A 437-nucleotide genomic window follows, 5' to 3' on the forward strand; every position below is an offset into this window, starting at 1 on the left:
AAGTGATTCTACGTGATACGCAATTGATTTCAGATAAGTTGCAAGAAATGATAGTAGACACACCAATTGAGAAAAATAACATTTTAGAGATTAGTTCGTTTAATGAACAAAATAATGATATAAAACACTTAGGATATATAAATAAAGATGATGAGACAATTTATCAACTTATCGAGTCTGTAAAACCTAGTGATATTAGGTTTATATAACTTTTATCAATTTTTAAACTATGGTATAGTTAACTGATGGTTAAGATAATAACCATCAGTTTTTCTTTGTAATTATTTTTTGTTTTGGTTATACACTGTTTAACTTATAATCGGAAGAAAAAATAATTTTAATAAATAAGAATAGTATCACGAAGAATTATTTAAATTAACGTATTCATTTACATATGAGATGCGTTTCTAACTATTCTTAAAATGAAGTATATTGGG

1 protein-coding gene is annotated in these 437 nt (G+C 24.5%); it reads left to right on the top strand.

Annotated elements, in window-relative coordinates:
• Window positions 1-209 (top strand): hypothetical protein (locus tag HZY83_RS07015; protein WP_179943333.1); only part of this gene is annotated, 209 nt, incomplete at its 5' end.
• Window positions 210-437 lie beyond the last annotated feature (228 nt).

It is taken from the genome of Gemella sp. GH3, assembly GCF_013415425.1.
Classification (GTDB): Bacteria; Bacillota; Bacilli; order Staphylococcales; family Gemellaceae; genus Gemelliphila.